The organism is Streptomyces sp. NPDC001070 (assembly GCF_053598835.1).
On record NZ_JBSFLB010000024.1, the window covers coordinates 88,219 to 109,263 of the forward strand.

Consider the following 21,045-nt stretch of genomic DNA (forward strand, 5'->3'; position numbering starts at 1 on the left):
GTTGTCGGAGGCCTGTGATGGGATACCGGAGAACGCCGCAGCCACCTCTCCGGGGAGAACACGCCGATGCCTCAGTACCCTTCGCTGACCCACGCCCTGGCGGAGGCGCTCGTGGACGTCACCTGGTTCATCGACGGCACGGACGAGGAGCAGATGGACGAGGACGACGCCGTGACGGTGCTGGAGGGCGTGGCCGCCGTGGTGGACCGCATGTCGGACGCCCAGCGGACCGAGTTGCTGGTCGTCCTCGAGGCGATGGCGGCGGCCGAGCCCGACCCCCGGCGCCGCGAGTTCCTGGAGGCGTTCCCGGAGGACTTCGGGGTCGTGGATTAGGCGTCCCGCCCGCCCGTTCGGCGCCCGCGGCCGCGCGAGGTCAGCCCTGAGCCGGCCGCGGGTCGAGCACACCGGTCGCGGCGTCGAGGTCGGAGGCCGCGAAGGGCCTGATCCGCGAGGCGTTCACCGGTGGTGCCGTCATTGCCGTCGGTCAGCCTTGCGGGCCTCGATCAGATACCGCCGCGAGTACGCCACGAACGGCCCGTGCCGCTCCATGAAGTCGTGCAGCTCCGCGAGACGGTCGCGATAGGCGTCCACCGTGAAGCCGGGGACGATCCAGATGACCTTGCGCAGGAAGTGGATCACGGCCGCGATGTCGTGGAACTCCATGCGCAGCGCCTCCTGGCGCAGGTCCACGACCTCCAGCCCCGCCGCCTCCGCGCGGGCCGTGGCCTCGACCGGGCTCGAGCCGGCCGTCGTCATGTAGGGGTCACGCGACGCGTGCACGGACACGGGCCGCGGCCCCATGACGTAGTCGGTCAGCTCCTGCACCGAGCCCGCGCCGACCTGCTGGGACAGATAGGTTCCGGACGGGCGCAGCACCCGGCGGACCTCGTCCCAGCGGGTGACCACCGGATGGCGGCTCACCACCAGGTCGAAGTGGTCCGGCGGGAAGGGCAGATCGGCCGTGTCGTCGACCTCGGTGACGGTGGCGTGGAACGGCGCCAGATTGCGGCGGGCGATCTCGAGGTTCGGCGGCCAGGACTCCGTCGCCGCCACCACGGACGGGGCGGACGGGACGGACGCCAGTACCTCCCCGCCGCCGGTCTGGACGTCGAGCACGGCCTCGGCCCGCGCCATACGGTCGGCGAGGAGCCCCGAGTAACCCCACGACGGGCGCTGTTCGGTGGCGCGGCCTGCGAACCAGGAGAAGTCCCAGCCCTCCGTCGGGACGGCCTCACCCTCGGCGACGAGATCTTCGAATGTGGTGGACATGGGCGCGAGGATGGCAGGCGCGCCGGGGGGACGCATCCGGATTACGGGGGGAGCCCGGACATGACCCGAGGCGGGCCGTCAGCAGCCGGTCGCCACGGGAGTGAAGGACAGCACGGCGCCCTCGGGCGCGTCGACGACCCTCCCGTAGGTGGGCGAGTCCACCCTGTACCAGATGTCGTCCCTGGCGCGGTCGCCGCCGACGTCGTCCAGTTCGACGCACCAGCGCTCGGCGGAGAGCACGCGGGTGTAGGGCTCGGTGCCCTGCTGCACCTTCCTGCAGTCCCGGTAGTGCTCGGTGCTGTACCAGGTCCGCGTCGACCTCCGCTTGCGGGAACCGCTGGAGGAGGAGTGCCGCACCCGCCGGGTGTGCTCGGTGCACCGCTGGACCATGTGGGGCCGCCGGGCGGCGGCGGTCCTGGGGGCCACGTGCCGGTGGTCGTCCGGCAACCCGGTGACCGGCGGGTCCGCCTCCGGTGCCGGACCGCTGCCGGCGACGGCCGACGGGCCGGATCCGGCCGCGACCCCGGTCCCGGGACTCGTGCAGGCGGCCAGCAGGGCGGCCAGGAGCGCGGCCGCCATGACGGCCAAGGACGGGCGGCGGTGTCTGTGCACTTCTCTCCTCGGTGAACGGGAACGACACGGGCGGTCGGTGCCCGCCCGGATCATGTCGCATCGTGGCCCCCGGAGGTTCCGGCACCCCCGGGAACCTCGCCAATGCCCCGACGTCACCTGGCCGTTCCTGGCGTTCCGCCGTCGATCGATGGGTAGGAACCCGGACGGGGATGGCTTGAAGTCGTAGTCCTTGCCCGGGTCGCCGACGGCGCGGGAAGGGGGGATCTCGGTGGGGAAGACTCCTGTGTTCGTCCATATCGAAGGCCCGGCGGGACGGGCCGCACACAGCGTGGCCGCGCGGGGACGGGCCGGGGGGCCCACCGTGCGCGTGCCGGGACCGTCGCTGCTCAATCCCGGATTGCGGCAGGTGGAGCCGCACGTCATGGCCTGGGCGCGGCGGGCCGGGCTGCTGTCCGCGCACACCGAGGGACAGGCCGGGCGGGAACGGCAGGTGGCCATGGCCGGACACGTGTGGCCCTGGGCGGCTCCGGCACGGCTGACGGAGCTGGCCCGGCTGACGCTGTGGATGTTCGCCGTCGACGACGGCAGCGACGCCGGCCCGGACCCGTCCGCCCGGGTCGGCGCGGAACTGGAGGCCATGACGCGTGCCGTCGGCGTCTGGGGACGTACGGCTCCCGCTTCGGCGTCGCCGGCCGTCCGCGTCCTCGGCGAGGTGGTGCCGCGCGTGACGGGGGCCATGGGGCCCGCGTGGGGCGACCGCTTCCGCCGGCATCTGATCGCGTGGATCCGTACCAACCAGGACATGATCCGGATCCGCGCCGGCCACGAGGTGCCGACACCCGAGACGTACATATCCTGGCGGCGGGTCTCCGGGGCGACCGGGTGGTGCTTCGACCTGATCGAGTACGCCCAGGAGTCGGAACTGCCCGAGCGGATCTGGATCTCCCCGGCCTGCCGCAGGCTGCGCGAGGCCGCCGCCGACGTCATCGGCTGGACCAACGATCTGTTCTCCGTGGACAAGGAGCTGCGCTCCGGGGAGACCACCAACCTCGTCCTGGTCCTGCGGCACCACCACGGACTGACCCTGAGCGAGGCCGTCGACGAGACCCGGCTGTGGCACGCGCGCCGCGTCGCGGCCCTGCGCACCGCGACGCGCGACCTGTACGCCACCGCGCTCGCGACCGACCTGACGTCCGCGCAGCTGGCGGCGGTCTGCCAGTACGCGGACGGCATCCACGCCTGGGCCCGCGGCTTCCTCGACTTCTCCCTGGCCTCCGCCCGCTACACCGCCCCGGGGGGATAGCGGGCGGTGCCACCGGGAAGTGGGAACGGGGGTACACGCATGGGGGCCGGGAGGGGGCGTGCCGCCGGGGCGGCCGTGTCCGTGCTGAGGATGCCGGCCGGTGTCGCCGGCCGCAACGCGCACGCCTGCTCGGTCGGCCTCGCGGGCGACCGGGCGCGGGCCGCCCGCCTGCTGCGCCAGGTTCTCCAGGACCGCGTCCGCCGCCTCGGCGACGACCACCCCTGGATCACCCGTACCCGGGAGGAGCTCGCCCGCTCCAGTGACGGGGAGGGACCCGGGTGCGCCCGGCGGCGGAGTCCCCGCCCCCCGCCGCCGGGCGCGCGGTGGGTCAGTCGCGGGTGACGTCCCCGTCGACCAGCCGCCACAGCCCGAGCGGGTTGGCGGCGGCCAGCGCCTCGGGCAGCAGCGCGTCGGGGAAGCCCTGGTACGTGACGGGCCGCAGGAAACGGTCGATCGCGCTCATGCCGACCGAGGTGAAGCGGCTGTCCGTGGTGGCCGGGAACGGGCCGCCGTGGATGGTGGCGTGGCCGACCTCCTGCGGGTGGGAGAAGGCGTTCACCACGATCCGGCCGGTGCGGCGCTCCAGGATCGGCAGCAGGCGTACGGCCTCCGCGTGGTCCTCGTCGTCGAGGTGCATCGTCGCCGAGAGCTGGCCGCGGAAGCTCCGGGCCACTTCGAGGAGCTGCTCGATGCCGGTCAGCCGGACCAGGAGCGCGGCCGGTCCGAAGACCTCCTCGGCGAGGGCGGGTTCGGCGAGGAAGCGGTCCCCGTCGACCTCGAGCAGCCGCGCGCGGCCCTCCCAGGCGGCCTGCGGCTCCGGTCCCTCCGCGACCGGTTCCGCCCCGGAGTCGAGCAGTCGCCGCGCGCCCCGGTCGTAGGCGTCGTGGATGCCCGGGGTGAGCATCGTGCGTGCGCCCATCGCGTTCACCCGTGCCGCCGCCGCGTCGCGCATCGCGGCGTAGCCCGGGCCGTCGACGGCGAGCAGGACGGCCGGCTTCAGACAGGCCTGGCCCACGGTGACGAGCATGCGCTCGGCGAAGCCGTCGCCGACCTCGCGGCCACGCGCCGCCAGCGCCGCGGGCAGTACGAAGGTCGGGTTGACGCTGGTCATCTCGGCGAAGACCGGGATCGGGTCGGGGCGCAGCCGGGCCCTCCGGTACAGGGCCATGCCGCCGCCCTCGGAACCGGTGAAGGTCACCGCCTTGACCAGCGGATGGTCCACCAGGGCCTCGCCGATCCCGTTGCCCGCCCCGCGGACGAGGGAGAACACACCCTCGTGCAGGCCGGAGTCGGCGACCGCGCCCTGGATGACCCGGCCCATCAGCTCCGAGGCGCCCGGGTGGGCGTTGTGGGCCTTGAGGATCACCGGACAGCCCGCGGCCAGCGCGGAGGCGGTGTCGCCACCGGCGACGGAGTACGAGATGGGGAAGTTGCTCGCGCCGAAGACGGCCACGGGGCCGATCGCGATCCTCTGCATGCGGTGGTCCGCGCGCGGCCGCGGCAGCCGCTCCGGCTGGGCCGGATCGACCGTGGCGTGCCGGAACCGGCCCTGCCGGACCACGTCGGCGAACTGCCGGAACTGGACTGCGGCCTTGGCCGCCTCGCCCTCCAGCTGCGCGACCGGGAGGCCCGTCTCCAGCGCGGCCCGCCCGGCCAGTTCCGCGCGTATCCCGTCCAGCCGGTCCGCGATCAGCTCCAGGAACGAGGCGCGCTCCGCCAGGCCGGTGCGGTTGTAGCTGTCGAAGGCCTCATCGGCCAGGCGTGCGGCACGGTCGACCTCGGCCGGGCCGCCGAGCGCGAACTCCGGTCCGATCAGCTCGCCGGTCGCGGGGTCGAGCGCCTTCATCGTGCCCTCGGACGCGGGGACGGACGACGCGCCGATCAGCATCTCTCCGGTCAGTCGCATCTCAGTGGTCTCCGTTCTGCAGGGTCTTGAGCAGTTCGTCGGTGGTGGTGATGGCGTGGGCGTAGGTGGGCCCGTTCAGCTCGTGGGCGGCGTGCATCATCTCGGGGGCGAAGGCGGCGGTGGCGTCGCGGACGAGGGTGACGTGGTAGCCGAGTTCCATGGCGTAGCGGCCGGTGGACTCGATGCAGGTATTGGCGAGCAGGCCGATGACGATCACGTGGGTGATGCCGTGCTGCTTGAGCTGGAAGTCCAGGTCGGTGTTGGCGAACCCGCTCTGCGCCCAGTGCTCCTGGACGACCACGTCGCCGTCGGCGGGCCGGAAGTCGGGGTGGAACTCCCCGCCCCAGGTGCCGAGGGCGAAGGTGTGGCGCTCCTGGATGATGCGCTGCGTGGGGTTGGGGTGGTCCCAGCTCTCGTAGTCGCCCTCCTGCCAGCGGCGGTGGGGGACGAAGAAGACCTTCTGGCCCGCCCGGCGGCCGGCGCCGACGACGGCGCGGAGGTTGTCGAGCAGACCGACCTCGGTGGCGACCCCGGCGAGCACGGGCCAGACCTTGCCGCCCTCGGAGAGGAAGTCGTTGTAGGGGTCGACCAGCAGTACCGCGGTGCGGGTGGGCTCGTAGGTGTCGGTCATGGCGCGTCCTTTCCCAAGTGTGGATGATAGCTATCATCCTCATTCAGGATTACTCTCGTCATCCTGACTGTCAAGGAGCGATGCCGGTCTCCGGGGAGCCGGGCCGGCGGCCATCGGACGGCGCCCGGCGGGCGCCCGCACACCTGTGAGGTACGGCATGACCCCCGATGAACTGCGCAATTCCCTGATCGGCGCCTGGCGCCTGGTGTCCTACGAGGCCACTGACGTCGTCGGCGGCGACGTCGTCGAACCGTTCGGGCCGCGTCCCCGCGGGCTGATCACGTACACCCCCGGCGGCCAGATGTCGGCCCAGATCATGCGGGTGGACCGGCCCGACTTCCGGCAGGGCCGCCTCGAGGAGGGGCTGCCCGAGGAGCTGGCCGCCGCGGCGGAGGGCTACCTGGCCTACGCGGGGACCTACGCGATCCCCGAGGACGACGTGGTCGTCCACCACGTGGAGCTCAGCCTCTTCCCCAACTGGGTGGGCGGCACCCTGACCAGGGTCGCCGCCCTGGACGGGGGCAGGCTCCGGCTGAGCCTGCCCGAACCCGCCAGGATCTGGGGCGTGCTCCGCACCGGCGTCCTCACCTGGGAGCGCGCCCGGTGACCGTCCCCCGTGGTGGCCCGTACGGACCGTAGCCGTGCCGGGACCCGCGCCGGTCCGGGAGCCGCCGCCACGGGCCGGCGCGTCGGCGCGTTGGTGCCGCCGCTACCCCCGGGCCGTCGGCACGGTGGCGTCGGCCGCTTCCTCCCGGGGCGACGCTGCGGTACCGGCGGGCCGGGTGGCCGCGCGGCGGGAGCGGAGGCCGTGCCAGGCCAGGGTGAGGCCGGCGAGCAGCAGGAAGCCGAGGCCGCCGGCCACGACGCCGGGCCACCCGAAGGCCGAGAACAGCACCCCGGCGACGGCGGAACCCGTCGCGCCGCCGGCGAAGACCGCGAACATGTACACCGTGTTGAGCCGGCCCCGGATCCCGGCGGGGGCGGTGAAGATGCGGGCCTGGTTGGCGATCTGGCCGCTGGTCACCCCGTAGCCGAGGAGGTTGCAGCCGACGGCCAGCGCGGCGAGCGACTGCCCGGCGGCCCCGAAGAGCACGAAGGCGAGCACCGCCGAGGCGACGGACAGGGCGTTGACGGCGCGCGGGCCCCACCGGTCGCTGAGGCGCCCCGAGTAGCGGGCGGCCAGCGCGCCGGGCACGCTGCACAGGCCGAACAGGCCGATCGTCGCGGGACCCAGCCCGAGCGGGGGTGCGGTGAGGTGGAAGGCGAGCGCGGACCAGAAGGCGGAGAAGGACGCGAAGACCGTCGCTCCCAGCGCGGCCGACAGGCGCAACGGGGCGTGCCGGGTGACCAGTCCGGGGAGCGAGGCGAGCAGGCGGAGGTAACCGCCGGCCGTCGCGGCTCCTGCCGGACGCTCTGCCGGCATGTAGCGGGGAAGGATCAGGAGCAGGGCCGCGGTGGTCGCGGCGGCGACGAGGAATCCGGCCCGCCAGGTGCCGGTGGCCTGGGCGACGAGGCCGGAGGCCGTACGGGAGAGCAGGGCCCCCATGGTCAGCCCCGTGCCGACCGCGCCCAGCACCCGTCCCGCGTGGCCCGGGGCGGCCATCGAGGCGACGGTCGGCATGATGACCTGCGGCAGCACGGTGCTCGCGGAGAGCACGAGGGTGGCCATGCCCAGCAGGGCGACCGAGGGGGCCAGCGCGCCCGCCAGGAGGGCGACGGCGGTGACCGCCAGCAGGACGGCGGACAGCCGGCGCAGCCGGGCCCGGTCCGCGAGCGGGACGACGGCGACGATGCCCAGCGCGTATCCGATCTGTCCTGCCGTGGCCACCAGTCCGGCGGCGGAGGCGGAGGTCCCGAAGGTCCGCGCGATCTGGTCGAGAAGCGGCTGTGTGAAGTAGATGTTGGCGACCGTGATCGCGGTCGCCGTGGCGAAGACGGGGATGGTCCCCCGCTTGACGTCCGGGCGGGTGGCTGAAGTCGGCATGTCTCCTCGCGGGTGGTCACGGGTGTACGCGGATGAGTCGCAGGTGGCAGGGGGGCATGGGCCCGCACCGGCGGGGGATCTCCGGACCGCCTCGGGGTCCCCCTCCCAGTCTGGATGATTTATGTCATCCACATGAAGGATGATGCGTGTCATCCTGCATGTCAAAGAAGTCCACCGGGCCCCGGGGAAGGTGTATGATGACCGTCATCCACTTTTGAATCGGGGCAGCCCGACGGAGATCCGGGAGGTCAGGCGATGGGTCACTCGCAGGCAGCCAAGGCCGAGTCGCGTGAGAAGGTCCTGCGGATCACCTCCCGGCGGATCCGCGAGGAGGGCATGACCCGCCCGGGCGTCGCGGACCTGATGAAAGAGGCCGGCCTGACCCATGGCGGGTTCTACAAGCACTTCGCGTCGCGCGACGACCTGATGAGCCAGGCCGCGGCCCTGGCCCTCGCCGACGGTGAGGCGAAGATGGCGGCAGCCGCTCGCAAGAATCCCGGGGAGCCCCGTACCGGGCTGATCGACGCCTACCTCGGCGCCGCCCACCGGGACGCCCCCGGGACCGGCTGCGCCCTGGTGACCCTCGGCGCCGCGGCGGGCCGCGGCGACGCGGAGATGAAGGGCGCCTACGAGAAGCAGGTGCGGAGCTATCTGGAGCTCATCGGCGAGGCGGCGGAGGGCGACGACCCCGACGAGGCGCGGGCCGACGCGATGCTCACGCTGAGCGCGATGGTCGGCGCGCTGCTGATGTCGCGCGCGGTCGAGGACCCGCGGCTGTCCGACGAGCTGCTGGCGACGGTCGCCGAGCGCCTCAAGCACTCGGCCGTCGAGGTCTGATCCTGCCGCCGGGGCGGGGACGTCCCGGCCGGACCGGCTTCGAGGAGCGGCATGCGTGCCCGGCCGTCCTCCGAGAGCCGCGCGGCGAGGACGCACCCCGCGGTTCCGACGCCGCCGATGCAGTCGTGTGCCGTCATCGCAGACCTTCGTGTCGACCCGTCCGAGGCCCCCGGTTCTCGGCAGCGAACACAGGAGAAAACAGGACGAGTTCAATAGAGGGCGTCCGTGAAGCCACCGGGTCGGCGCTCCCCGGGGCGGTGCCGCCCACCAGGGCGGGGTAGGCGTACCGCATGGACGGAGAAGGGAGAGGACCGATGACCGACAGTTCCATGAAGGCCGTGGGCTGGGCGCGCTCCTTCCCGGTGTCGGGCGGGGTGCGCGCGGGCCGCCGGTGGACGCGGGAGCACCTCGCCGCACTCGACTGGACCGAGGACGCGCCCGGCACGGTCGACGACGTCCTGCTCACCGTGTCGGAGCTCGTCACGAACGCCCACACCCACGCGCACAGCGACGCCGACCTCGTCCTCACCTGGGACGGACGGTGCCTGCACGTCAGCGTCCACGACGCGGACGGCGAGGTGCCCGCCCCGCGCGCCCCCGACTCGACCGCCACCGGAGGGCGCGGCCTCGCGCTCGTGAACGCCGTCGCGGACCACTGCCACTCCCGCACACAGGCGAACGGCAAGACGATCACGGCATGCTTCACGCCGCCCGGCGCCGAAGGCGGTGAGCCTTCACGGAATCTCTCCCGTCATGCCGGTCCGAGCTGCGAATCCCGGGGCAAGCGGAGTGCGAAGACACGGTGTTGAACGCGATACGCGGCCGGACCCGGCCCACGAGGGGGCGTCCATGCGAGCACTCACGGAGCGTCTGTCCCTGCGGCTGATCACCGGGACCCGGCGGTTCCTGGATCTGTCCGCGGACTGCCACTACCGTCCCGACGACCCCTACACCGTGCGGATGCGGTTCGGCCACGGCGACGGTGCCGACGACGCGGAGTGGGCGCTCTCCCGCGAACTGCTGCTGGCCGGGCTCGCCGCGTCCGCCGGGGACGGAGACGTCCACGTCGAACCCGGCGACCACACCCACACCCTCATCACGCTCGCCGGTCCCGGCGGAGCCGCCGTCCTGCAGATCGCCACGGGGGAGCTCGCCCGCTTCCTGGCCGCGACCGCGGAACTCGTCCCGCCGGGCACCGAGGGCACCCGCATCGACTGGGACACCTGCATCGCCGAACTCCTCTCGGCCTGAAGGCCCCTCAGGGGGCGGGCACGCCGATCGGGTTCGGGAAGCGCAGGGCTCCGGCGCGGGCCCGCGCTGGAGCTGACAGGACGGTGACGAGACGGTCGACGGCAACCGGGTCCAGCGCCTCCCAGGGGCGCCCGGCGGCGCGGTCGGTGGCGTCCTCCAGGACGCGGTGCGCCTCCCGTCCGTCGGAGGTCGCGGCACCGTCCGCGCCGAGCAGGCCCCGTGACGTCAGGCGCGCGCGGGCGGCGTCCCACTGCGCGTCGGTCCACCCGCGGTTCGGCTGCAACTCCGCGCGCGGCAGATCGATGCCCGTTCGCAGGACCAGCGCCTCGCAGCCGTCCAGACCCGCCGCGACGAGCGCGGCGACATGGCCGTCCCCGCGGTGCTCCCGCAGCACGGTGGCGTGGTGCCACAGGGCGTCGATCGGGTCTCGGGGCACGGGGAGGGCCGAGTTGGCGGCGGCGAGGACCCGTCCCGCGACGTCCAGGCCCGCTGCGACCGGACGCAGCAGGGCCACCGCCTCCGCCACGGCGGCCTCCTGCCCGGCGAGCAGCCGCCGCGGGGCCGCGCCCGCACCGCGGCGGCGTACCTCCAGCGCGCGCTCCGGCGGTGCCTGCTCCCAGACGGCGGGCAGGGCCCGGGCCACCATGGCGGGCGCGAAGCCGAAGAAGGCGGCGACGACCGGTTCCGGCCCCACCGGGCCGAGCGGCGCCGCGCGACCGGCGAAGCAGCCGCGCCAGAAGCCGCGCAGGCCCGCCTCCTCGTACGCGGCCCGGGCCTCGGGCGCGAAGTAGGTGGCGGCGTGCACCGGTTCGGCGAGCCGCCACACGCGCCGCGCGGTGACGGCGGCCTCCGCGGACCACCCGGTGCCGCTCACCGCCGTCCGCCTCCCGACGCCGAGTCGGTGACGAGGTCGCCGACGTCCGTCCTGGCCTCGATCGCACGGAGGACCGCCACCATGTCCGAGCGTCCGTCGCCCCGTTCCACGGTCTCGTCGAAGAGGGCGTGGCAGACGTCCAGCAACGGCGAGGCCAGACCGGACGTACGGGCCGCCTCGGCGATGAGCCGGTTGTTGTGCAGGACGTCAGCGGCGGCCGCCTGTGCGGTGAAGTCGCGCTCCCTCAGTTTGGGTGCCTTCATGCGGGACACGGCGCTGGCCATCGGCCCGGCGTCGAGGACGGCGAGGAACTGCGCGGTGTCCAGGCCCTGCCGCTCCGCGAAGTGGAAGGCCTCGGTGAGGCCGGTGACCATGGTGATCAGGAAGAGGTTGACCGACAGCTTCATCAGCAGCGCGCCGGGCACCGGCCCGCAGGCGAACGTCTCCCGGCACATGGGCGCGAGCAGCGGCCGCACCTCCTCGACCGCCGTGGCATCCCCGGCGAGCATCGCCACGAGCTGCCCGTCCTCGGCGGGCTTGCGGGAGCCGGAGACGGGGGCCTCCGCGTAGCCGCCGCCCGCGGCGCGGACGGCGGCCTCCAGACCGCGGGAGTACTCGGGCGAGGTCGTCCCCATGTGGACGATCACGTGTCCGGCGACCCGGGCGGCGAACTCCGGTGTGCCGCGGCCCAGGACGGCGTCGACGGCGGCGCCGTCGGCCAGCATCAGGATCACCACCCGGGCCCGCGCGAACACCTCGCCGGGTCCGTCCACCACCTCGGCCCCGGCCGCGCGCAGCGGCTCGCTCCGGGCGGCCGTGCGGTTCCAGACCACGAGCGGCACCCCTGCCCCGGCCAGCCGGAGAGCCATGGGCCGCCCCATGATCCCCAGGCCGATGAAACCCACGTCCATTGCCCCACCGCCGTTCCGACCGGTCGACCGCGCGTTATGACAGCGGTCATAATAGTCCCGAGGGGACCGCCGCCACCCGCGCTCCGGTCGTGCGCGGCCCCGGTGGGATCGGCGCCGATAGGCTGACGCGCATCCGGGGGCGACGGCCGCCACCCCGTGGGCGGAGGGCCGGACGGCCGGACGGTGGGAGGTCGGCGATGGGCGGTTCCGCGCGGGGTCCCCGCGAGCGCATGGTCTTCAGCGCGGCGCAGCTCATCCGGCGCGGCGGTGTCACCGCGACGGGCATGCGCGACGTCGCGGCCCACGCGCGGGCGCCCCGGGGATCGCTGCAGTACTACTTCCCCGGCGGCAAGGAGCAGATGGTCAACGAGGCCGTCGGCTGGGCCGGCCGCTACGCGGGCAACCGCGTGGCCCGCTTCCTCGCCGCCCTGCCCGAGCCGACTCCCGGCGGGCTGTTCTCCGCCATGGTGGGCCAGTGGACGGACGAGTTCCTGGCCTCGGGCTATGACGGCGGATGCCCCGTGGCCGCCGCCACGGTCGACTGCGCCGGAACCTCCGCCTCCACCCGTACCGCGGCCGCGACCGCCTTCGCGACCTGGACCGGACCCGTCGCCGAGGCACTCGGGGCGATGGGGGTGCCGGCCGCGCGCACGCAGTCGCTGGCGACCCTGATGATCAGCGCCATCGAAGGAGCCGTCGTGATCGCCAGGGCGGAGCAGGACGTCCGCGCCCTGACCGCCGTGGCCCGCGAACTCGGCCCGATGCTGGACGCCTGCGTCACGCCGGGCGGCTGACGTCCTCCTCACGGCCGCCGCCCCACGCGGGCGCCCGCGCGGCGTCGTCAACACTCCCTCCCTGACACGGGGGTTGAGCCACAGGCTGTCCTCGGCCCGGCGCAGCGCGGGCAGGGGCCCGGACCGGTCAGGAATGGAGAAGCCACGGTCACCGGGCCGCGGCTAGCGTGAGCGTCATGGACATCACCATTCACTGGACCTTCCTCCCGCACGACGACCCGGAGGCCTCCCTGGCCTTCTACCGCGACGCCCTCGGCTTCGAGGTCCGCAACGACGTCGGATACGGCGGGATGCGCTGGATCACGGTCGGCCCCGCCGACCAGCCAGGCACGTCCATCGTCCTGGAGCCGCCGGCCGCCGACCCCGGCATCACCGACGACGAGCGCCGCACCATCACCGAGATGATGGCCAAGGGCACCTACGCCCGCATCACCCTGGCCACCGCCGACCTCGACGGCGTCTTCGCGCGGCTGGAGGCCGGCGGCGCCGAGGTCGTCCAGAAGCCGACCGAGCAGCCGTACGGCATCCGCGACTGCGCCTTCCGCGATCCCGCGGGCAACCTGATCCGCTTCAACGAGCGGCGCTGACCGTCCGGCGGCCGTTGCCGCGACCGCACCGACGGAGACGAACCAGACGTTACGCTCGAAGCCGGTTCGAGCCAGGCGACGCCGACCGGGACCGCGAAGGCGGCCCCGGCCGACAGATGGAGACGAACAGCATGGTCATGAGCACGGACACGCAGTCGCCTGCGCCGCACGCCGCCGACAGCCACGAGGTGATCCGCGTGCACGGCGCGCGCGAGAACAACCTCAAGGACGTCAGCATCGAGATCCCGAAGCGCCGGCTGACGGTGTTCACGGGGGTCTCCGGCTCGGGCAAGAGCTCGCTGGTGTTCAGCACGATCGCCGCGGAGTCGCAGCGGCTGATCAACGAGACCTACAGCGCGTTCGTGCAGGGCTTCATGCCGACACTGGCGCGGCCCGAGGTCGACGTGCTCGAAGGGCTGACGACCGCGATCATCGTCGACCAGCAGCGGATGGGCGCCGACCCCCGCTCCACGGTCGGCACCGCCACCGACGCCAACGCGATGCTGCGCATCCTCTTCAGCCGGCTCGGCACACCGCACATCGGCCCGCCCAGCGCGTACGCCTTCAACGTCCCCTCGGTCCGGGCGAGCGGCGCGATCACCGTCGAGCGCGGTGCCCAGAAGGCGGTGAAGGCGACCTTCACCCGCACCGGCGGCATGTGCACGCGCTGCGAGGGCCGCGGCACGGTTTCCGACATCGACCTCACCCAGCTCTACGACGACTCCAAGTCGATCGCCGAGGGCGCGTTCACCATCCCCGGCTGGAAGTCCGACAGCTTCTGGACGGTGCGGGTCTACGCCGAGTCGGGCCTCCTCGACCCGGACAAGCCGATCCGCAAGTTCACCAAGAAGGAGATGCACGACTTCCTCTACCGGGAGCCGACCAAGGTGAAGGTCGAGGGGGTCAACCTCACCTACGAGGGCCTGATCCCCAAGATCCAGAAGTCGTTCCTGTCCAAGGACAAGGAGGCGCTGCAGCCGCACATCCGGGCCTTCGTGGAGCGGGCGGTCACCTTCACCACCTGCCCCGAGTGCGACGGCACCCGGCTCAGCGAGGGTGCCCGGTCCTCGAAGATCGAGGGGATCAGCATCGCCGACGCCTGCGCGATGCAGATCAGCGACCTGGCCGCATGGGTCCGCGGCCTCGACGACCCCTCGGTGGCGCCGCTGCTCGCCGCGCTGCAGCGGACCCTCGACTCGTTCACGGAGATCGGCCTCGGCTACCTCGCGCTCGACCGCCCGGCGGGCACGCTGTCGGGCGGCGAGGCCCAGCGCGTCAAGATGATCCGCCACCTCGGCTCCTCGCTCACCGACGTCACATACGTCTTCGACGAGCCCACCGCGGGCCTGCACCCCCATGACATCCGGCGGATGAACGACCTGCTGCTGCGTTTGCGGGACAAGGGCAACACGGTGCTCGTCGTGGAGCACAAGCCGGAGACGATCGCGATCGCCGACCACGTCGTCGACCTCGGCCCCGGCGCCGGTTCGGCGGGCGGCACCGTCTGCTTCGAGGGCACCGTCGAGGGGCTGCGGGCCGGCGGCACCATCACCGGCCGCCACCTCGACGACCGGGCCGCGGTCAAGGAGACGGTCCGCAAGCCCACCGGCACGCTTCCGGTCCGCGGCGCGACGGCGAACAACCTGCGCGACGTCGACGTCGACATCCCGCTCGGTGTGCTCGCCGTCGTCACCGGCGTCGCCGGCTCCGGCAAGAGTTCGCTCGTGCACGGGTCGATGCCCCGACAGGTAGGGGCCGAGGGCGTGGTGTCGGTCGACCAGAGCCCGATCCGGGGCTCGCGGCGGAGCAACCCGGCGACGTACACCGGACTGCTCGACCCGATCCGCAAGGCGTTCGCGAAGGCCAACGGCGTGAAGCCGGCGCTGTTCAGCGCCAACTCCGAGGGCGCCTGCCCCACCTGCAACGGCGCCGGCGTCGTCTACACCGACCTGGCGATGATGGCCGGTGTCGCCAGCACCTGCGAGGAGTGCGAGGGGAAGCGGTTCCAGGCGTCGGTGCTGGAGTACCACCTCGGCGGCCGCGACATCAGCGAGGTGCTGGCCATGTCGGTGACCGAGGCCGAGGAGTTCTTCGGCGCCGGCGAGGCGCACACACCGGCCGCGCAGCGCGTCCTCGGCCGGCTCGCCGACGTCGGCCTCGGCTACCTCAGCGTCGGCCAGCCGCTCACCACCCTGTCCGGCGGCGAGCGGCAGCGGCTCAAGCTCGCCACCCACATGGCCGACAAGGGCGGCGTCTACGTCCTCGACGAGCCGACCGCCGGCCTGCACCTGGCCGACGTCGAGCAGCTGCTCGGCCTGCTCGACCGGCTCGTCGACTCCGGCAAGTCGGTCATCGTGGTCGAGCACCACCAGGCGGTGATGGCACACGCCGACTGGATCATCGACCTCGGTCCCGGCGCGGGCCACGACGGCGGCCGGATCGTCTTCGAGGGCACTCCCGCCGACCTCGTCGCGGCTCGCTCCACCCTCACCGGCGAGCACCTCGCGGAGTACGTCGGCGGCTGACCCGGACCCCCGGCCTCCGGGGTACGGGCTCCGCCAACCGGCCCGGGCGGATCGAGACACCTTCCATGCCGGGAGCGTGGGATTCGCCGGTCGTCACGTCACCGGATTTCACGTGCCGCGATCAGCTGATGGCGACGGTCTCCAGGAGCGCTGTCAGCTCGGCGCGGTGCAGTCCGGCTATCGGCCCCACCAGGTCGGGGTGGCGCAGCAGGGTCGCCGCCGCGCGGTCGTGGGCGCCCGGGGCGATCAGCCGGAGCGCGTCGCCCGTGAGTGCCGAGCCGTGCTCGGTGGCGGGCAGCGCGGCCACGGCGGAGGCGGCGAGGTCGGCGTCGGAGAGCAGGCAGGCCGCCCAGCTGACGACGACCTCGTCGACCCAGGTGCGCCAGCCGGCCCCCGAGTCGCCGCCCCCGTCCTCGTCGGCGGCGTGGGCCCCGGCGATCCAGTCCAGCCGGTCGGCGCCGCCCGGCGCGAGCAGCCCGAGCAGGGCGGCGTCGACGGCCGTGGGGTAGCGCAGCGTGGCGGCGACCATGACGGCCTGGCGGGCCTGGGCCTCCGCCAGGGCTCGGCTCAGCGCTCCGCCGGTCGCCGGGTAGGCGGACAGCAGCCAGCGCGTGGCGGCGGCTATGACCGACGAGAGCTCACTGTGCATGCCGAGAGGACCGTCCTCCGCCAGAGTGCGAGCCGCGGCCTGTCGGTGCGCGGCGGGGCCAGCGTACGCAAAACCGCGCTTTTACGACATGAGCCGCATCACGCCCCGGCTGCGGCGGGTCCCTCCGCGATCAGCGGAAGTCGCCGATCGTCACGCCGATGCCGTCGCCGCCGGGCTTGGCCCGCAGCCGGGCGACCATCGCCCGCGACATGTCGATCCCGTGGACCGGCACCCCGCGGCGCGCCGGCGGCAACGCGATGCGCCCCGTCCCGATCCCGAGCTCCGGCACCCGGCCGCCGCCGGCCAGTCCCGCCAGGAACGCCACCGTCGCGTCCACCACGTCCGGCTCGAACATCTCCGCGGACGACTCGTCGTACGCCGCAGCGACCCGCTCCCCGAAGTAACCGTCCTCACCGACCACGGCGCGACCGTACTGCGCCCGCGACCCCGGGGCGCCCGTGGTTTTCGCCGGGGCCCGGGCGCCGCGCCCGGGCCCCGGCGCAGGGCCCCGGGAGCCGGGGACCCTGCACCGTCCGTGCCGTGCGTCAGGACCGGCCGCGGCCGGAGACGAAGTCGCGGGCGCGGTCGACCAGGCCGGCGCCCGGGGCGAGGACCTTGTTGGCGGGGGGTGTGTCCGGCGCGGAGGGATGGGGGCGGGTGGGCGCGACGGACTTGGCGCGGCGCACCTTGTCCCCGAGGTCGTCGAGCGCCTCCGGCGAGCAGGCACTGCTGAGCCTCGGGAAGAGCGTGCCCTCCTCGTCCAGGACGTGCGCGGTGACCTCGTCCATCAGCCGCATGAGCAGGGGATGGAAGCGGCCGTCGTTCGGCGGCAACTGCTCCAGCTCCTTGAGCAGTTCCTCGACCCTGGCGTGGTCCGCGATCTCCTTGTCCGCGATGCCGTCCCCGCCCTCGACGTGCTCACGGACGGCCGGATAGAGGTACTGCTCCTCCGCCACCGAGTGCCGCACCAGCTCGATGGTCACCTCGTCCACCAGCTCCCGCAGCGCCGGGTCGCCGGTCGACATCGACTGCATGCGGTCGAAGATCTCCTCGACCTCCCGGTGGTCGGCCAGCAGCTCCGCGATCACGTTTCCGCCGTGTCCCATTCGCTCACGCCTTTCCGTGCGGCAGTACGGCCCGGGCGTGCGCCGGGGCCGAACCCCATGCATTCCACCTAGCGCCGTCCAGCCCACCCGGGGACGCGGGCACCACCCGCCCGGCGCACGGGACGGCACTGGGAGGCACCTGTTCAGAGGTGCTGTCAGGGCAGGGGGCGCGGGTCGGCGCGGGCGATGAGGAGCGCGACGTCGTCGTGGTCGTCGGCGCTGCGCAGTTCCCGCAGGAGCCGGTCGCAGGTCTCCTCCACCGTCGGGTCCGGCGAGGCGAGCAGCGTGAGGAGCACCTCCAGGCGCTCGTCGATCGGATCGTCACGGGTCTCCACGAGCCCGTCCGTGTACAGCACGAGGCGGTCACCGGGCCGGAGCGCGATCGTGGTGCTCTCGAACGGTACGCCGCCGACGCCCAGCGGCGTGCCGGTCGGCAGGTCGAGCAGTTCCGGCGGGCCGTCGCTGCGTACGAGGACGGGGGGCAGGTGCCCGGCGGTCGCCAGGTGGCACTCGGCGCGGCGCGCGTCGTACAGGGCGTACACGCAGGTCGCGATGTACGGGTCCAGGCCGCGTGTGATCTTGTCGAGGTGGCCCAGCACCTTGGCGGGGTCCAGGTCCAGCTCGGCCAGCGTCGAGGTGGCGGTGCGCAGCCGGCCCATGGTGGTGGCGGCGTCGATGCCGCTGCCCATGACGTCCCCGACGACGAGCGCGGTCTTCTCGTCGTCGAGCGGGATCACGTCGTACCAGTCACCGCCCACCTTGCTCCTGGCCTGGGCGGGCCGGTAGCGCGCGGCGACCTCCAGGCCGGGGTGGTGGGGCTGCGGCTCCGGCAGCAGGCTGCGCTGCAGCGTCTCGGCGGTGTTGCGCACCTGCTGGTACCAGCGGGCGTTGTCGATGCACACGGCGGCGCGGGACGCCAGCTCGGTGGCGAGGGCCAGGTCGTCCTCGTCGAAGGGCTGGTGGGTACGGGCGCGGCACATGCCGAGCACCCCAAGGACCGCGCCGCGGGCGATGAGCGGGATCCCCATGCACGTGTGGACGCCGGCGTCCGCGAGGAGCCGGGCGGACTCGGGATCGGGGGTGATCCGCTCCAGGTCGTGCTGGCCGGCGTGGGCGATCAGGTGCGGCCGGAGCGTGCGCACGCACTGCGCTGAGAGGTGGTCGGCATGGTACGTGACCAGGTCGCCCGGGGGCGGGACGGCCCGGGCCGCGTCCGTGGCGTAGGCGCTCCTGACCGCGAGGGAGCGGAACAGCGGCGGGTCCTGGTGGGGGGCCGGGACGCGCTGGTCGAGGACGCTGTCGAGGATGTCGACCGCGGCCAGGTCCGCGAGGTCGGGCACCACGACCTCGACCAGTTCCCGGGCCGTCCGCTCCACCTCCAGCGCGGTGCCGATGCGGGCGGAGCCGTCGGCGATCATCATCAGCCGGCGCCGGGCCCGGTCGGCCTCCGCGGCCGCGCGGTGCCGCTCGGTGATGTCGACGACGACCTCGGCGAGGCCCAGGACGTGGCCCCGGTGGTCCTCCAAGCGGTAGAACGACAGCGCCCAGGCGTGCTCGCTCCGCGGGTCGGAGGGGGGCCGGCCGACGGTGTACCGGTCGACCATCGGCTTCCCGGAGGCCAGGACCTGCCGCATCTCCGCCTCGACCGTCTGGAACTCCGCACCCGGCAGCACGCTGCGGAACTGCCGTCCCAGGTGGTCCTTGACGGAGATGCCGTGGAACCGCGCGAGCGCGGGATTGACGGTCAGGTACCGCAGCCCGGTGTCGAGCACGGCGATGCCGATCGGCGACTGGGAGATCAGCCGCGTCGACAGGGCGACCTCCTGCTCCACCTCGCGCATGGTGGACTGGTCGGTGGCGAGCCCCAGGATGTAGTAGTCGCCGAGGCTGTCCATCAGCCGCATGTTGCGGAACTCCACCATCCGCCGGCTGCCGTCCTTGCGGCGCACCGGGAAGGACCCCGCCCAGCTCTCACCGGTCTTCATGATCTCGGAGAACAGCTCGATGACGAGCTTGCGGTGCGGATGGTGCACCAGCAGATGTGCGGCGTACTGCCCGACCGCCTCCTCGGCGGTGAAGCCGAACAGCTCCTCGGCCTGCGGGCTCCACATGTCGACCCGGCCGTCGCCCTCCAGGAGGACCGCGGCGACGCCCAGGAGGTCCATCAGCCCGCTCGGGCTGGACGAGACCCCGTCCAGCCGCTCCGGGCCGGTCGTGTACCGATCCGTCTCGCTCATCGTGGGCGCCTCTTCCGCCTGACCGGTCCGGCCGGCCGGCCTGCCGTCCCCTCCTCGCCGCGCTGACGGGATTCCATGGTCTCCCGGAAGGCGCGGCGGCGCACCCCTCGGGCTCCGCGGCGGCACGGGCCGCGGAGCCGCCCCGTCCCGGCACCTGTCGGCTTGCGGGGACTGTGAGACGGGCGCACACAATGGTCAAGAGGTGGGGCCTCCGATGCGGCCGCGGCGCCGTACGGCCGGGGTCCGGGCCGGGTGCCCGGAGCGACCCCCGCGGGCCCGGCCCCGCCGCGGAGCCGGTGCCGGGCCCGGGACGACTGGAGGAAAGCCCTGTGAGCGTCGAACCGCCGTCGCCCGAACGCCCCGAAGGCCCTCCCGCGGGTCCGCTGTCCGGACCACCCGGAACGGATCAGGCGACCGCCCCCCGCCCGGACCGGGCCACCCCGTCCCCACGGCAGCGGACGCCGACCGTGGTCGTGGGCGTGCCCCCGACACCACCGGGCGAACCGCCGGACGACGGGGGCGGAGGGGGCGGGGGAGACGGCGGAGGGGGCGGCGGGAAGGAGGGACCGTGGTGGCGGTCGGTGCCCAAGGTGGCCGCGATCACCGCCGCCGTGGTCGCCGTGGTCGCTCTGGCCGTGGTGTTCACCCGCCCCGGAGGAGTGTCGGGCGGAGAGCAGGGCGAGCTGTTCCTGCAGCCGGCGGGCAGCGCCGGACCGAACCCGTTCACGCGGTCGACGGCCGAGGCGACCGCCGCGCCCTCCGCGACGCCACCGCTGCCGACCCCGTCGGCGGCCCGGGGCACCGTGCGGCAGGTGTACAGCGGCGGCATGCCCGGCCTCTACGGCGGGACGCGCAACGTCGCCAGCTGTGACGTGGAGAAGCAGATCAGCGTCCTGTCCTCGGACGCGTCGAAGAACAAGGCGTTCGCCTCGGTGGCCGGCGTCGCCCCGTCCGGGGTGCCGGCGTTTCTGCGGGGCCTGACCCCGCTGCAGCTCAGGGCGGACACCCGGGTCACCAACCACGGCTACCGCGACGGCCGGCCCACCGCCTTCCAGTCGGTGCTGCAGGCCGGAACCGCCGTCCTGGTGGACGACCGGGGCGTGCCCCGGGTGCGCTGCGCCTGCGGCAACCCGCTGACCCGGCCGGTCGAGCAGAAGGGCGGCGCCAGGACCGTCGGCCGGGCGTGGCCCGGTTACCAGCCGTCGAAGACGGTGGTGGTGGCGCCCGCCCCCGAGCCGGTGAAGAAGTTCGTCGTACGCGACCCGGACACCGGCGAGTGGTTCACCCGGGACAGCGGTGACGACATGGCCACGGACGACAGGAAGACGGCACCCCCGAAGAACGCGTCGCCCGGCAGCCCCACAGGGCCGCCGCAGGGCGGCTCGCCGACCGCACCGGGGCAGGGCGGCCCGTCCACCCCCTCGGCGCCGCCGGAGGGTACGGGGCCGGGCGGGACCGCCCCGGGGTCCCCGCCGCCGGGCGAATCGGTCCCGGGTCCCCAGAGCCCCGCTCCCGGCACTCCCGGACCGCCGGGAGCCGGGAGCCCCCCGGTCGGCGGCGGCACGGCACCGGAGCAGCCGTCCGGCCCGGCCGCGTCGTAGCCGACGC

At 73.8% G+C, this 21,045-nt stretch carries 21 protein-coding genes and 1 pseudogene; 11 read left to right on the plus strand and 11 right to left on the minus strand.

Going from position 1 to position 21,045, the window contains the following annotated elements:
* The first annotated feature begins 66 nt into the window (after positions 1 to 66).
* Complete coding sequence (locus ACWDAS_RS27270; protein WP_450395908.1) at positions 67 to 333, plus strand: hypothetical protein; 267 nt, start codon at positions 67 to 69, stop codon at positions 331 to 333.
* A 138-nt stretch (positions 334 to 471) separates the two neighbouring features.
* On the opposite strand, the gene ACWDAS_RS27275 is transcribed toward ACWDAS_RS27270, so the two are convergent.
* Positions 472 to 1,269 (minus strand): class I SAM-dependent methyltransferase, encoded by a 798-nt coding sequence (locus ACWDAS_RS27275; RefSeq protein WP_450395911.1) that lies wholly within the window; start codon positions 1,267 to 1,269, stop codon positions 472 to 474.
* 78 nt (positions 1,270 to 1,347) lie between these two features.
* Positions 1,348 to 1,881 (minus strand): hypothetical protein, encoded by a 534-nt coding sequence (locus tag ACWDAS_RS27280; RefSeq protein WP_450395914.1) that lies wholly within the window; start codon positions 1,879 to 1,881, stop codon positions 1,348 to 1,350.
* A gap of 328 nt (positions 1,882 to 2,209) precedes the next feature.
* Here ACWDAS_RS27280 and ACWDAS_RS27285 point away from each other — a divergent pair, with 328 nt between their 5' ends.
* Complete coding sequence (locus tag ACWDAS_RS27285) at positions 2,210 to 3,145, plus strand: terpene synthase family protein (RefSeq protein WP_450395917.1); 936 nt, start codon at positions 2,210 to 2,212, stop codon at positions 3,143 to 3,145.
* Between the two features lie 75 nt (positions 3,146 to 3,220).
* The gene (locus ACWDAS_RS27290; RefSeq protein ID WP_450395919.1) at positions 3,221 to 3,487 is read left to right on the plus strand and encodes a hypothetical protein; all 267 of its coding nucleotides are present in this window, start codon (positions 3,221 to 3,223) and stop codon (positions 3,485 to 3,487) included.
* Here ACWDAS_RS27290 and ACWDAS_RS27295 read toward each other — a convergent pair.
* Positions 3,474 to 5,051: an aldehyde dehydrogenase (NADP(+)) gene (locus tag ACWDAS_RS27295; protein ID WP_450395921.1), complete on the minus strand. Its 1,578-nt coding sequence runs from the start codon at positions 5,049 to 5,051 to the stop codon at positions 3,474 to 3,476. The two genes, ACWDAS_RS27290 and ACWDAS_RS27295, sit on opposite strands and share 14 nt — an antisense overlap.
* Before the next feature lies 1 nt (position 5,052).
* Complete coding sequence (locus tag ACWDAS_RS27300; RefSeq protein WP_450395924.1) at positions 5,053 to 5,682, minus strand: isochorismatase family cysteine hydrolase; 630 nt, start codon at positions 5,680 to 5,682, stop codon at positions 5,053 to 5,055.
* Between the two features lie 157 nt (positions 5,683 to 5,839).
* On the opposite strand from ACWDAS_RS27300, the gene ACWDAS_RS27305 reads away from it, so the two are divergent.
* Complete coding sequence (locus ACWDAS_RS27305) at positions 5,840 to 6,289, plus strand: lipocalin-like domain-containing protein (RefSeq protein ID WP_450395927.1); 450 nt, start codon at positions 5,840 to 5,842, stop codon at positions 6,287 to 6,289.
* Between the two features lie 102 nt (positions 6,290 to 6,391).
* Here ACWDAS_RS27305 and ACWDAS_RS27310 read toward each other — a convergent pair whose 3' ends face one another.
* A complete protein-coding gene (locus ACWDAS_RS27310) occupies positions 6,392 to 7,666 on the minus strand; it encodes an MFS transporter (protein WP_450395930.1) in 1,275 nt (424 codons plus the stop codon).
* Between the two features lie 255 nt (positions 7,667 to 7,921).
* Here ACWDAS_RS27310 and ACWDAS_RS27315 point away from each other — a divergent pair, with 255 nt between their 5' ends.
* The 3 genes from ACWDAS_RS27315 to ACWDAS_RS27325 all read left to right on the plus strand — a co-directional run bounded on the left by ACWDAS_RS27315 (position 7,922) and on the right by ACWDAS_RS27325 (position 9,754).
* Complete coding sequence (locus ACWDAS_RS27315) at positions 7,922 to 8,503, plus strand: TetR/AcrR family transcriptional regulator (protein ID WP_450395933.1); 582 nt, start codon at positions 7,922 to 7,924, stop codon at positions 8,501 to 8,503.
* Between the two features lie 314 nt (positions 8,504 to 8,817).
* Positions 8,818 to 9,312: an ATP-binding protein gene (locus tag ACWDAS_RS27320; protein ID WP_450395936.1), complete on the plus strand. Its 495-nt coding sequence runs from the start codon at positions 8,818 to 8,820 to the stop codon at positions 9,310 to 9,312.
* 40 nt (positions 9,313 to 9,352) lie between these two features.
* On the plus strand, positions 9,353 to 9,754 hold the full coding sequence (locus tag ACWDAS_RS27325; RefSeq protein WP_450395939.1) for an SsgA family sporulation/cell division regulator: 402 nt from the start codon (positions 9,353 to 9,355) through the stop codon (positions 9,752 to 9,754).
* 7 nt (positions 9,755 to 9,761) lie between these two features.
* Here ACWDAS_RS27325 and ACWDAS_RS27330 read toward each other — a convergent pair whose 3' ends face one another.
* Together ACWDAS_RS27330 and ACWDAS_RS27335 are read right to left on the minus strand one after the other, a co-directional pair.
* Positions 9,762 to 10,628, minus strand: a complete 867-nt coding sequence (locus ACWDAS_RS27330; protein WP_450395942.1) for an SCO6745 family protein — start codon at positions 10,626 to 10,628, stop codon at positions 9,762 to 9,764.
* On the minus strand, positions 10,625 to 11,539 hold the full coding sequence (locus tag ACWDAS_RS27335; protein ID WP_450395945.1) for an NAD(P)-dependent oxidoreductase: 915 nt from the start codon (positions 11,537 to 11,539) through the stop codon (positions 10,625 to 10,627). Before ACWDAS_RS27335 ends, ACWDAS_RS27330 begins: the two co-directional genes overlap by 4 nt.
* Positions 11,540 to 11,736: 197 nt before the next feature.
* Between ACWDAS_RS27335 and ACWDAS_RS27340 the strand changes: the two genes are divergently transcribed.
* The 3 genes from ACWDAS_RS27340 (at position 11,737) to ACWDAS_RS27350 (ending at position 15,445) form a co-directional block, all read left to right on the plus strand.
* Entirely contained in the window at positions 11,737 to 12,333 is a 597-nt protein-coding gene (locus ACWDAS_RS27340; RefSeq protein ID WP_450395948.1) for a TetR/AcrR family transcriptional regulator, read from the plus strand.
* A 176-nt stretch (positions 12,334 to 12,509) separates the two neighbouring features.
* Positions 12,510 to 12,920 (plus strand): VOC family protein, encoded by a 411-nt coding sequence (locus tag ACWDAS_RS27345; RefSeq protein WP_450395951.1) that lies wholly within the window; start codon positions 12,510 to 12,512, stop codon positions 12,918 to 12,920.
* A 131-nt stretch (positions 12,921 to 13,051) separates the two neighbouring features.
* Positions 13,052 to 15,445 (plus strand): ATP-binding cassette domain-containing protein, encoded by a 2,394-nt coding sequence (locus tag ACWDAS_RS27350; protein WP_450395954.1) that lies wholly within the window; start codon positions 13,052 to 13,054, stop codon positions 15,443 to 15,445.
* A 121-nt stretch (positions 15,446 to 15,566) separates the two neighbouring features.
* On the opposite strand, the gene ACWDAS_RS27355 is transcribed toward ACWDAS_RS27350, so the two are convergent.
* From ACWDAS_RS27355 to ACWDAS_RS27370, 4 genes and pseudogenes are all read right to left on the minus strand, one after another.
* Positions 15,567 to 16,094: a hypothetical protein gene (locus ACWDAS_RS27355; protein ID WP_450395956.1), complete on the minus strand. Its 528-nt coding sequence runs from the start codon at positions 16,092 to 16,094 to the stop codon at positions 15,567 to 15,569.
* 136 nt (positions 16,095 to 16,230) lie between these two features.
* Positions 16,231 to 16,515, minus strand: a pseudogene (locus ACWDAS_RS27360) (SAM-dependent methyltransferase); the annotation flags it as partial.
* Positions 16,516 to 16,639: 124 nt separating this feature from the next.
* Positions 16,640 to 17,200 carry a hemerythrin domain-containing protein gene (locus ACWDAS_RS27365; RefSeq protein WP_450395959.1) on the minus strand — a complete coding sequence of 187 codons (561 nt, stop codon included), beginning with the start codon at positions 17,198 to 17,200 and terminating at the stop codon, positions 16,640 to 16,642.
* A gap of 155 nt (positions 17,201 to 17,355) precedes the next feature.
* The gene (locus ACWDAS_RS27370) at positions 17,356 to 19,437 is read right to left on the minus strand and encodes a SpoIIE family protein phosphatase (RefSeq protein WP_450395962.1); all 2,082 of its coding nucleotides are present in this window, start codon (positions 19,435 to 19,437) and stop codon (positions 17,356 to 17,358) included.
* Positions 19,438 to 19,766: 329 nt separating this feature from the next.
* Here ACWDAS_RS27370 and ACWDAS_RS27375 point away from each other — a divergent pair, with 329 nt between their 5' ends.
* Positions 19,767 to 21,038 (plus strand): DUF6777 domain-containing protein, encoded by a 1,272-nt coding sequence (locus ACWDAS_RS27375; protein ID WP_450395965.1) that lies wholly within the window; start codon positions 19,767 to 19,769, stop codon positions 21,036 to 21,038.
* Positions 21,039 to 21,045 lie beyond the last annotated feature (7 nt).

Coding starts and splice junctions, on each gene's coding strand:
- ACWDAS_RS27270 (WP_450395908.1), top strand. CDS start 67: ATGCCTCAGTACCCTTCGCTGACCCACGCCCTGGCGGAGGCGCTCGTG.
- ACWDAS_RS27310 (WP_450395930.1), bottom strand. CDS start 7,666: ATGCCGACTTCAGCCACCCGCCCGGACGTCAAGCGGGGGACCATCCCC.
- ACWDAS_RS27275 (WP_450395911.1), bottom strand. CDS start 1,269: ATGTCCACCACATTCGAAGATCTCGTCGCCGAGGGTGAGGCCGTCCCG.
- ACWDAS_RS27350 (WP_450395954.1), top strand. CDS start 13,052: ATGGTCATGAGCACGGACACGCAGTCGCCTGCGCCGCACGCCGCCGAC.
- ACWDAS_RS27315 (WP_450395933.1), top strand. CDS start 7,922: ATGGGTCACTCGCAGGCAGCCAAGGCCGAGTCGCGTGAGAAGGTCCTG.
- ACWDAS_RS27365 (WP_450395959.1), bottom strand. CDS start 17,200: ATGGGACACGGCGGAAACGTGATCGCGGAGCTGCTGGCCGACCACCGG.
- ACWDAS_RS27325 (WP_450395939.1), top strand. CDS start 9,353: ATGCGAGCACTCACGGAGCGTCTGTCCCTGCGGCTGATCACCGGGACC.
- ACWDAS_RS27320 (WP_450395936.1), top strand. CDS start 8,818: ATGACCGACAGTTCCATGAAGGCCGTGGGCTGGGCGCGCTCCTTCCCG.
- ACWDAS_RS27295 (WP_450395921.1), bottom strand. CDS start 5,051: ATGCGACTGACCGGAGAGATGCTGATCGGCGCGTCGTCCGTCCCCGCG.
- ACWDAS_RS27305 (WP_450395927.1), top strand. CDS start 5,840: ATGACCCCCGATGAACTGCGCAATTCCCTGATCGGCGCCTGGCGCCTG.
- ACWDAS_RS27340 (WP_450395948.1), top strand. CDS start 11,737: ATGGGCGGTTCCGCGCGGGGTCCCCGCGAGCGCATGGTCTTCAGCGCG.
- ACWDAS_RS27300 (WP_450395924.1), bottom strand. CDS start 5,682: ATGACCGACACCTACGAGCCCACCCGCACCGCGGTACTGCTGGTCGAC.
- ACWDAS_RS27370 (WP_450395962.1), bottom strand. CDS start 19,437: ATGAGCGAGACGGATCGGTACACGACCGGCCCGGAGCGGCTGGACGGG.
- ACWDAS_RS27335 (WP_450395945.1), bottom strand. CDS start 11,539: ATGGACGTGGGTTTCATCGGCCTGGGGATCATGGGGCGGCCCATGGCT.
- ACWDAS_RS27355 (WP_450395956.1), bottom strand. CDS start 16,094: ATGCACAGTGAGCTCTCGTCGGTCATAGCCGCCGCCACGCGCTGGCTG.
- ACWDAS_RS27345 (WP_450395951.1), top strand. CDS start 12,510: ATGGACATCACCATTCACTGGACCTTCCTCCCGCACGACGACCCGGAG.